The 9,920-nt window shown below is 43.0% G+C and carries 10 protein-coding genes; 8 read left to right on the top strand and 2 right to left on the bottom strand.

Annotated features, from left to right (window positions below):
* The 4 genes from ACE1CC_RS31815 to ACE1CC_RS31830 all read left to right on the top strand — a co-directional run.
* A partial coding sequence (locus ACE1CC_RS31815; RefSeq protein ID WP_413274446.1) for an RNA-guided endonuclease InsQ/TnpB family protein occupies positions 1-838 on the top strand: 838 nt, incomplete at its 5' end.
* 146 nt (positions 839-984) lie between these two features.
* On the top strand, positions 985-2,574 hold the full coding sequence (locus tag ACE1CC_RS31820) for a S8 family serine peptidase (RefSeq protein ID WP_413274447.1): 1,590 nt from the start codon (positions 985-987) through the stop codon (positions 2,572-2,574).
* A gap of 149 nt (positions 2,575-2,723) precedes the next feature.
* Positions 2,724-3,098 (top strand): hypothetical protein, encoded by a 375-nt coding sequence (locus ACE1CC_RS31825; RefSeq protein ID WP_413274448.1) that lies wholly within the window; start codon positions 2,724-2,726, stop codon positions 3,096-3,098.
* A 212-nt stretch (positions 3,099-3,310) separates the two neighbouring features.
* A complete protein-coding gene (locus ACE1CC_RS31830) occupies positions 3,311-4,717 on the top strand; it encodes an LCP family protein (protein ID WP_413274449.1) in 1,407 nt (468 codons plus the stop codon).
* 130 nt (positions 4,718-4,847) lie between these two features.
* Here the strand turns inward: ACE1CC_RS31830 and ACE1CC_RS31835 are convergent, their stop codons facing one another.
* Complete coding sequence (locus ACE1CC_RS31835; protein ID WP_413274450.1) at positions 4,848-5,744, bottom strand: alpha/beta fold hydrolase; 897 nt, start codon at positions 5,742-5,744, stop codon at positions 4,848-4,850.
* 203 nt (positions 5,745-5,947) lie between these two features.
* Here ACE1CC_RS31835 and pyrH point away from each other — a divergent pair, with 203 nt between their 5' ends.
* Both pyrH and frr read left to right on the top strand, forming a co-directional pair.
* Positions 5,948-6,676 carry a UMP kinase gene (gene pyrH, locus ACE1CC_RS31840; protein WP_413274451.1) on the top strand — a complete coding sequence of 243 codons (729 nt, stop codon included), beginning with the start codon at positions 5,948-5,950 and terminating at the stop codon, positions 6,674-6,676.
* On the top strand, positions 6,663-7,211 hold the full coding sequence (frr, locus tag ACE1CC_RS31845; RefSeq protein WP_413274452.1) for a ribosome recycling factor: 549 nt from the start codon (positions 6,663-6,665) through the stop codon (positions 7,209-7,211). Before pyrH ends, frr begins: the two co-directional genes overlap by 14 nt.
* Positions 7,212-7,329: 118 nt before the next feature.
* Here the strand turns inward: frr and ACE1CC_RS31850 are convergent, their stop codons facing one another.
* A complete protein-coding gene (locus tag ACE1CC_RS31850) occupies positions 7,330-7,509 on the bottom strand; it encodes a family 2 glycosyl transferase (protein ID WP_413274453.1) in 180 nt (59 codons plus the stop codon).
* Positions 7,510-7,998: 489 nt separating this feature from the next.
* On the opposite strand from ACE1CC_RS31850, the gene ACE1CC_RS31855 reads away from it, so the two are divergent.
* Positions 7,999-9,132, top strand: a complete 1,134-nt coding sequence (locus tag ACE1CC_RS31855) for a geranylgeranyl reductase family protein (RefSeq protein WP_413274454.1) — start codon at positions 7,999-8,001, stop codon at positions 9,130-9,132.
* 111 nt (positions 9,133-9,243) lie between these two features.
* The gene (locus ACE1CC_RS31860; RefSeq protein ID WP_413274455.1) at positions 9,244-9,813 is read left to right on the top strand and encodes a Uma2 family endonuclease; all 570 of its coding nucleotides are present in this window, start codon (positions 9,244-9,246) and stop codon (positions 9,811-9,813) included.
* The last annotated feature ends 107 nt before the right edge of the window (positions 9,814-9,920 follow it).

The raw sequence follows: 9,920 nt of genomic DNA on the forward strand, positions 1-9,920 counted from the left end.
TACCGATAAGAAAGGGATTGGCAAGTTAAAACTCAAAGGAACGTGGGATCTGAACTTCTACCAATTAGAGCAGATAAAACGAGTCAGGATAGTTCGGCGGGCTGATGGCTACTACGTCCAATTCTTAGTAAAAGTGGACAATAAAGTAGATTGTCAGCCTTCAGGTAAAGCGATTGGCTTGGATGTAGGAATTAAAGAATTCTATACAGATTCCAATGGTTATTCGGAACCAAATCCTAAGTTTTATCGAACAAGCGAAAAACGTCTGAAGTTTAGACAAAGACGGGTTTCCCGTAAAAATAAAGGCTCTGCCAACCGGAGGAAAGCTGTTAATAGATTAGGGAGAGTCCACCTCAAAATAAGTAGGCAACGTGAAGAACACGCCAAGAGAGTGGCGCGTTGCGTAGTTCAATCTAACGATTTGATTGCCTACGAAGATTTGAGGATTAAGAATTTGGTTAAAAATCATTGTCTCAGCCTTTCTATTAATGATGTAGGTTGGTATCAATTTAGAAAATGGTTGGAGTATTTCGGGATGAAGTTTGGCAAGATAACCATTGCGGTTAATCCAGCTTATACATCCCAAGAGTGTTTCTCTTGCGGTGCAATAGTAAAAAAATCCCTATCCATGAGAACTCATATTTGTAAATGTGGGTTCATATTGGATAGGGATTGGAATGCGGCACTGATGATTCTAAAAGCAGCCTTGAGTACGGTAGGGCATACCGGAACTTGGATCAAAGATCCGAACGCTTCAGGAGATTTGGCCGCTACCTTGGCTGGAGTAATCTTGTCAAGGCAAGCTGAGTCTATGAATGAAGAATCCTCGTGCCTTTAGGTCGAGGAGTGTCAAGCACCCTAGTAATCTAGTTGCCCAATTTGAGATTTCTGCGTCTTACTCAGAACTTGCACCCACAACCCAGAGCAAATCCAAAATCTAAAATTTAAAATCTAAAATTAATAGACTTGTTGGTGCGGCAATAGATGAAAAAAAAGGCGTGGATTATTTTAGGATTTAGTGCTAGCTGCGTAAGTGCCACAGCCCTAGCCTTCGAGAGTTCCTCAGTAGGAGATTCAGGGATTGATGCAATTCGGCTGCACAATCCTCCTTACAATTTGATTGGGCGAAAAATTGCGATCGGACAAGTAGAAATCGGTCGCCCCGGACTCTTCGGCATAGACAAAGCAGCAAATCGAAATCCCACATTAGTACAAGTTACACGAGTATTTTGGCGAGACAGTCCAGCGAAAACCGACACCGATGTAGATCCCCACGCCTTCAGCGTTGCGGGAATGATGATTAGTAGCGCCAAAGCATTCCCCGGAGTTGCGCCTGGGGCAAGATTGTACTCTTCGGCTATTGGTTCAATGGACAAAGGCGGACAACCAGAAGAATGTCTCGCCTCCCAATATCTCGCCCAACAGAATGGCGGAGATCTGCGTGCGATTAACTTCAGTTTTGGCGAATCTTTAGAAAGAGACCCCCGTCCCCAAGCAGTTTTAGATGGTAATGCCCTGTTAACTCAGTGTATCGACTGGTCTGCTCAGACTCATGATGTACTTTACTTAATTGCTGGAAATCAAGGACGAGGCGGCATTCCCATTCCCACTGATAACTTTAATGGCATTAACGTCGCCTTTACCAAGCGCGTCAAAGGAGTTTTTTCCAAAGTAGACTTTGCCAACATTGGAGATAGTGCAGCTTCTGTGGTGCGTCGTCTTGCGGGAAGAGAAATTAACTTAGGCCCTCGGCGTGCCATTGGTTTAGTCGCACCCGGACATGATATCAACGTTTTGAATATCGAAGGCACAATCCAAAAAGTCAGCGGCACCAGTTTAGCAACACCTCATGTTACTGCCACAGTAGGTTTGTTGCAAGAATTTGGCGATCGCCAACTGCGTACCAAACAACCTAACTGGAGTCTCGACTCCCGCCGTCACCAAGTCACCAAAGCAGTACTACTTAACTCCACCGACAAACTCAAAGACCAAGGCGACGGTTTATTCTTGGGCATGGGTAAAACCATCACCGACAAAAGCAACCGGACTTGGCTAGAATCCGACGCTTACAAAGATGCCAAAATTCCCCTAGATATGCAAATGGGTACAGGTCAGCTGAACGCTTACCGCGCCTATCAACAATTTAAAGGCGGACAGTGGAAACCATCCCAAAATGTCCCCGAAATAGGTTGGGATTACCACAAAATAGACACTAACGCCTCTGTAGACTATGTACTAGAAAAACCCTTACAACAAGGAAGCTACGTTTCTTTAACTTTAGTTTGGAATCGTTTAGTCCAGTTAAACGATACCAACAAAAATGGGCAATATGATATTGGGGAAACTTTTAGAGATCAAGGCTTAAACAACCTCGACCTTTACCTAATACCCGCAGACAGTAACGACACCACCGCCTACACCTGCGCTTCCATCAGCGAAGTTGACAGCACAGAACACATCTTCTGCCCCATACCTAAAACAGGTCGTTACAAAATCCGCGTCCAACACCGCAAACAAGTCAACGAACCTACTCAATCTTACGCCCTAGCTTGGTGGACTGCACCCGCTAAGTAGGGGCAGGGGGCACAGGAGCAGGGGGGCAGGGGAGATAACTTAAAACTCACGACTTTCTTCCTAACTCAAAACTCAAAACTCAAAACTCAAAACTCCCCCAGTCCCCAGTCCCCAGTCCCCAGTCCCTAATCACTAATCACCAAAAACAAATGAGAAAAACTAATCCTTTTGAAAATTCTGACTTGAAGCAATTACAGTTATTTTGGTACTTAATACCTGTGTTTGGCGTTTTTCCGTCCCTTTGGACATTGTACTGCCGCCAAGGTAGTCGAGAGGAAATGGCAGCTAGTAGATTATCTGTAACTCTAGCTTTTGGTTGGCTCTTGGGTTACATTTTATTGGCAGCCGGAGCAGATACTTCTGAATCCTGGAAATTGCCTCTGTTAGTAACCAATAGCTTATTTACTTCTGGTTACTTTGTGGTGAGTACTTGGTTAATGTTCCGGTTGTGGCAGCGCCAATCTTTGCGCTTACCTGGGATTACACGCATCTCCGAACGGGTAGTTCGTAAATATCTACCCTAATGTCCAACCTAACAATTTGAAAATCACGATCGGGATTATGCGTAGGCGTAGCCTCTGCGTAGCAAGTATCGCTACTCAACCTCAAACTACTACTGATAAAATTTATAACCCGGAGCTTTCCACTCCCCAGTAGTAGATACTTGTATGATTATTTCCATCGTCAGGTGTGAGTAACTTTAAAGACAGCCATTTTTTCGTGTGTGAGGAAGCTAGTGCCAACTACAAAAATTTCCAATTTATTCTCTCAAAGGCAAGAAACTGTCCAGAATATTGGCTCACAGCCATCTAAAATTAGTCAGCTACGTTGGCTATGGCTAGGATTTAGCTTAACTGGTGTAGCAATGCTGTCGGCAACCGCAGGAGCTTTGCTGGCAGTATCGCTTTCGACAACACCGTTAATGCAGAGTCGTCTGAGCCCAGAAGAAGCAGCAGTATTTTCGAGCGGCAACATCTCTACAACTAACCTCAAGTTGCCAGAGTTAACCCGACCTGTAAATATTTTAGTTCTGGGAATTAAAGTTTTACCTTCAGATTTGGGAGAAAAACCAGACCCAGCTTTGGGAGGATACGAACCTGTACTCAACTCTTTTGAAGGTTTATCCGATACGATGCTGTTATTGCGGTTTAATCCGCAAACCAAAAAGTTAATTATTCTTTCTGTACCTCGTGATACGCGCACTTTTGTAGAAGGAGTGGGTGTCACTAAAATTAATGCGGCTAATGTTCATGGTGGTCCGGCGCTGAGTGCGAAAACTGTGAGCAATCTACTGGGAGATATTAGAATCGATCGCTATGTCCGCATCAACGTCCAAGGTGTAGAAAAACTGATCGATGCTTTAGGTGGTGTCACTGTTCATATACCTTACGACATGAAATATACCGACAACACCCAACACCTTTACATCGATTTTAAAGCCGGAAAACAACACCTCGACGGCGCTCAAACCCAAAATTTACTCCGCTTCCGCCAAGACAAACTAGGAGATATTGGTAGAGTACAACGGCAACAAATGGTTATGAGAGCATTAATGGAACAAGCTCTTAATCCCGTTACTTTAGCTAGATTACCAGAAATTCTCCGCGTAATTCAATCTCACATTGACACTAACCTATCCGTTGAAGAATTAGTTGCCTTAGTAGGTTTTGGTGTGAAAATGAATCGTTCTGATGCTCAAATGTTATTAGTACCAGGAGAGTTTAGTAACGAAGGAGAATATGATGCTAGCTATTGGTTGCCTAATCGCAGAGGAATTTCTCAGTTAGTCAGTCAATATTTAGAACCTCCTAATCAATCAGAATCAAAAACTAATCGTAGCAGTGATTTGACTGGTGTAAAAATAGCTATTAAAGACAGCACAGGTGATTCACAATCAGTGAATTATTTAGTAAGAAAGTTGCGAAAAGCAGGCTATCGAAATGTTAAAGTTACTGAACCTTGGACAGAAACTTTAAGCGAAACACGCATTGTCGCTCAAAAAGGCGATAGCAAAGCAGCTGAAGCTATAAGTCAAGCATTGGAATTTGGTGAAGTGCGTGTAGAAAGTACTGGCTACCTCAACTCCGATATCACTATTTTTATTGGCACAGATTGGGTACAACAACAAAAATCATCTCAGTAATTTGGCAATTAGTTCGTTGTCAGGACTTTAGTCCTTCTGTGAGTTCGTTGTCAGGACTTTAGTCCTTCTGGAAGAAACAAAATTTGGACTGAAGTCCTCACAACAAACACTAAAAACAATCAATCTAAAATTACTTGGTTTTTTGGCAAATCCAATCAATTAAAATGGGATTGACTACTTCTGGCGCTTCATCTTGGGGACAATGACCTAAACCTTCTAAAGGAATAAACTTTTCTACTTGGGGGAATTTGGCTAATTCTCTTCCTAAATCGATCGGTTCCCAAGGGTCATCTGTTCCCCATAACATAATTGCTGGACAAGGCAAAATTGGTAACAAATCTTCTGGTAATGGCCCTTGAGAATAGCGAGTAAATGCTAAAAACACATCTACTGCGCCTGGATCTAAGGCTGGTGCCATTAACATATCTACTAGTTCGTCTGTGACTGCTTCGGGACGTTTGTAAGCTTGCAGGAGAATTTTCCTGACTACTTTCGGCTTGGCTATTTGACTAAAGAATAATTGCCCGATTAATCTGAATGCTAAGATTTTTTGGACAATGGGAGCACCAGAGCGACGGTGCCAGGGTAGGGTGGCGCGTTTGCGATCGTGCAACAATCGTAAAGAACAATTGAGCAGTGCTACCCCTTTAACCATTTCGGGAAAGTCTACAGCCGCTTGCATTGCTACTATACAGCCGATCGAATTCCCCACCAAAAAAGCTGGTTCACCTACCACTTCTCGACAAAAATCACCGATTTGCTGCGCCCAAGTTTCAAAAGTATAGTTAATTTCCGCCCCCGGCGCAGGTTTCGCCGAACCCCCAAAACCAATTAAGTCAATGGCAAAAACTCGCGCATTTTGCGCCAGTTGGGGAATATTTTTCCGCCAATGCGCCCAAGAAGCCCCAAATCCATGTACTAAAACCATAGCAGGCCCTTGGTTGCCTTGTGCTTGGTAACAGATGGGAAAACCTCGCCAAGTCCAAGTTTGAGTTGTCACAGTTGTTCTGGAAATAGAGCTAGTCATGACATTATTAGGAAAAGCAATCACTCTCTTTATTGTGAACAATTAGATAAATAACTTAAGTTGCTATTGGATAGTACGAATCCCACTACCTACTACCTACTACCGACTACCAGCAACTTGAATAAATACTTCACACACAAAATGTCACTTGTGCTGTTATCTTTAATTGGATACTATTTTTAATTGCAACCATAAGTCATTTCATGGGTACAGGATACCAGCGGATTTTACTGAAGCTGAGCGGTGAAGCCCTCATGGGCGAGCTCGGCTATGGCATCGATCCCCAAGTCGTTCAGGAAATCGCCTCTGAAGTGGCAGAAGTCGTCAGCACAGGCGTACAAGTAGCGATCGTCGTCGGTGGTGGCAACATCTTTCGAGGCGTGAAAGGGGCGGCACGAGGCATGGATCGGGCCACAGCAGATTATATTGGCATGATTGCTACGGTGATGAATGCGATGACTTTGCAGGATGCTTTGGAACAAATTAATGTCCCAACACGAGTGCAAAGTGCGATCGCCATGCAGGAAGTCGCAGAACCTTACATCCGCAGACGCGCTATTCGTCACTTGGAAAAAGGACGAGTGGTGATTTTTGGCGCAGGTTCGGGAAATCCTTTCTTCACTACTGATACTACAGCTGCCCTACGCGCAGCAGAAATCAATGCTGATGTGATTTTTAAAGCTACCAAAGTTGACGGGATTTATGATTCAGATCCATATATCAATCCTCAAGCTCGTCGCTATCATAGTTTGAACTACACTCACGTTTTGACTCAAGACCTACGAGTGATGGATAGTACTGCGATCGCCCTTTGTAAAGAAAACAATATTCCGATTATTGTATTTGACCTGGGAGTTCGGGGAAATATTCGTCGGGCTGTGACAGGAGAACAAATCGGTACCATCGTGGGAGGATTATATGAAGTTACCTGATGTTGAAGACCACATGCACAAGGCTGTTGAATCAACTCAACGATCTTTCAACACCATCCGCACTGGACGCGCTAATGCTTCGCTTTTGGATAAAATAACGGTGGAATATTACGGCGCACCCACACCTTTAAAATCTCTGGCGAGTATCAATACTCCCGATGCTAGTACGATTACGATTCAACCTTTCGATCGCTCTAGTTTGAATCTGATTGAAAAAGCTATTTCTCTGTCAGATATTGGCTTGACTCCTAACAATGATGGTTCGCTAATTCGCTTGAATATTCCACCACTGACAAGCGATCGCCGCAAAGAATTGGTCAAGTTAGCTGCTAAATACGCTGAAGAAGGCAAAGTCTCGATTCGCAATATCCGGCGCGACGCTGTTGATTCGATTCGTAAGCAAGAAAAGAGTGGCGAATTATCTGAGGATGAAGCTAAAGATAACCAAGATAAAGTTCAGAAATTGACTGACAAATATATTGCCAAAGTTGATGAATTACTCAAAGAGAAGGAGAAAGATATTACCACAGTCTAACGCCACTTCCTAGCTACTAACAATTAGAGCTAGTTCCCTGGAGCAGAAATAACTATACAGTTAAAAACAACTGGAAAAGCTGAATTTACATCCCTTCTTTCCTTGGATCTTTCTTGGACTAGGCTGTCTGAAACATCTGTTGGGCATCACCTGCACGCACAATATAAGCTAAGTGTAGTGGATAGCCCCAGGTGTTGTATATTGCATCTACACAACGCAGAGCTTTTTCCCGATTTCTGTAAGAGCGGAGTACTTTTTCCTTTCCGTTGGAGTAGCGAATACAAACGTTCCAAGTCATCTTTTTATCCTCAAATAAAGGGCGCAGGGGGGCTGGGGGCGGGTGAGAGCAATTTTGTCTGTTTATAAATAGTTAGTGGTCCGATTTGGCAATTTGAAATTTGAATTGTTTAAATGCTTTTTTTTAGTCAAGGCGAGTTTTTTGAGCAATAAGAATCAATCAAGTATTAACTTCGGGCGTTACAAAAACTTTATAACCAATACTAGGCTCTTCACAGAAAATTTGTAATCAGTATAAGTAAGTAATTATATGCTATTTGAAATAACAGAGGGTCTCACCCTCCCTGGATACAAAGCCCTGTTATTCACGTTCAGTAATTTCTAGGAGAATCAGAAAAAATGCAAATTATGTAAAAATTATCCCTGAAGATGTTTAAGTAAATAAAGTGGCAATAACAAATAAAATCCTGTTAAACTCCGATCAAGAGGATGACCTGGGAAGTTGGTCAAAATTCATACCCTAGCTAATTGAGGAGCTAATTTTTGCACTATGTTTGATTGCATTATTGTCGGTGCTGGCCCAGCAGGTGGAACGGCGGCGTATCATTTAGCAAAGCGTGGTAGGTCAGTCTTAATTTTGGAAAAGGAAAGCCTACCTCGATACAAACCTTGTGGTGGTGGTGTGTCTCCGGTGATTGCTGAATGGTTTGATTTCGATTTTGCTCCGGCAATTTCCTTAAAAGTAAGTAAACTTTGTTACACATGGAAAAGGGAAGACCCTGTGGAGGCTAAAATTGAAGGTTCCGAACCTATCTGGGTGGTTCGCCGGGATATCTTCGACCATTTTTTGATTCAAAAAGCACAAAAACAGGGCGCAGAACTACGTGATAATACTGAAGTAACGGGCATTGAATTTAAAAGCGATCGCTGGCAAGTAAATACCGCTAATGGCCCAGTGGAAGGTCGCTACTTGATCGCTGCCGATGGTGCAAAAGGGCCAATGAGTAAATGGTTGGGCTTTAAGGAACGGAAAAAGCGTTTAGCTGGAGCCCTAGAAGCGGAAACAACTAACCCTATAGAATCAGAACCGAGAATCCATTTTGAGTTCGGGATGGTAAAAAATGGCTATCTTTGGAACTTCCCGAAAGCAGACGGTTATTCGATCGGTGCTGGTATATTCCAAGGTGGAGATCAACCAGATTTTAAGAGTATTTTGTCAGAATACAGCAAGCTTTTCGGTTTGAATGCGAACAGCTATAAGCAATTCGATCATCCCCTAGCTTTGTGGGATGGGAATCAAAAATTGCATACCCAAAATGCCTTGTTAGCTGGGGAAGCTGCTTGTGTGGTCGATCCTTTTACTGCTGAAGGCATTCGTCCGGCAATGTTTACTGGGATGAAAGCAGCAGAAGCGATCGATCAAGCTATTGGCGGCAATATCAATGCTTTAGAACAATACACCGAAATTGTGAATGAAGAATGGGGCAGTGATATGGTGTGGGCGCAACGTTTAGCGGGTGTATTTTACCGCGTCCCCAAAGTTGGTTACAAAGTTGGTGTCAAGCGTCCAGCCGCAACTGACATAATGGTAAAAATCTTGTGTGGACAACAGCGTTATAGCGAAATAGCTGGTAAAGCAGTAAAACGTTTAAGTTCTGGTTTAATTCCCGGAATGGGACGCTAAAAATTGAGGTAAATAGATCCCCATAGATCCCCGACTTCTCCAAGAAGTCGGGGATCTCGCTTTGGTATCTAAAATTAAAGTGGCGAATTTAATAGTTTTCTTTGGTGGTTTATGGATGCGATCGCACTAACTATTCCTCATCTTAATGCTAAAGGCTTTGTCGAACTCTGCCAAGCAAATCAAAACTTACGGCTAGAACGTACTGCTACCGGAGAAATTATTATTATGCCCCCGACATATCCTTGGACAGGACAACAAAATTCTGGTCTAAATGCTCAACTTTGGCTTTGGAATCGACAAACAGGTTTAGGTATTACCTTTGATTCTTCCACAGGTTTTACTTTACCTAATGGTGCAGTTCGTTCTCCTGATGTGAGTTGGGTAAGTAATGAAAGATGGGAAACTTTAACAGAAACTCAGCAAAAAGAAGAGTTTTCGCCTTTGTCTCCTGATTTTGTAGTTGAGTTACGTTCTAGTAGTGATTCTTTGAAAAAACTGCGGGAAAAAATGCAGGAGTATATGGAAAATGCTGTGCGTTTGGGTTGGTTAATTGATGGGAAAACCAAGGAGGTGGAAATATATCGTCAAGGTCAAGATGTAGAGGTTTTAGGATCTCCGACAACGGTATCTGGTGAGGATGTTTTGCCAGGATTTGTGTTGGATTTAACTCAAGTTTGGTGAGGGGTGATGCAAAAAGTTTTACTTGGACTAGAAACCCGGTTTCTTGAAGAAACCGGGTTTCTGAAATATTCCCGTTGACCCTCTCCCTTTCCCAAACTAAAAGCCTG

The sequence above is a fragment of the Floridaenema aerugineum BLCC-F46 genome, from assembly GCF_041929345.1.
Taxonomy (GTDB): domain Bacteria; phylum Cyanobacteriota; class Cyanobacteriia; order Cyanobacteriales; family Aerosakkonemataceae; genus Floridanema; species Floridanema aerugineum.

What these genes read in the sequence shown, in the direction of transcription:
- frr (WP_413274452.1), top strand. Translation starts at nt 6,663, where the DNA reads ATGAAGTTACCTGATGTTGAAGACCACATGCACAAGGCTGTTGAATCA.
- ACE1CC_RS31855 (WP_413274454.1), top strand. Translation starts at nt 7,999, where the DNA reads ATGTTTGATTGCATTATTGTCGGTGCTGGCCCAGCAGGTGGAACGGCG.
- ACE1CC_RS31825 (WP_413274448.1), top strand. Translation starts at nt 2,724, where the DNA reads ATGAGAAAAACTAATCCTTTTGAAAATTCTGACTTGAAGCAATTACAG.
- ACE1CC_RS31820 (WP_413274447.1), top strand. Translation starts at nt 985, where the DNA reads ATGAAAAAAAAGGCGTGGATTATTTTAGGATTTAGTGCTAGCTGCGTA.
- ACE1CC_RS31850 (WP_413274453.1), bottom strand. Translation starts at nt 7,509, where the DNA reads ATGACTTGGAACGTTTGTATTCGCTACTCCAACGGAAAGGAAAAAGTA.
- pyrH (WP_413274451.1), top strand. Translation starts at nt 5,948, where the DNA reads ATGGGTACAGGATACCAGCGGATTTTACTGAAGCTGAGCGGTGAAGCC.
- ACE1CC_RS31860 (WP_413274455.1), top strand. Translation starts at nt 9,244, where the DNA reads ATGGATGCGATCGCACTAACTATTCCTCATCTTAATGCTAAAGGCTTT.
- ACE1CC_RS31835 (WP_413274450.1), bottom strand. Translation starts at nt 5,744, where the DNA reads ATGACTAGCTCTATTTCCAGAACAACTGTGACAACTCAAACTTGGACT.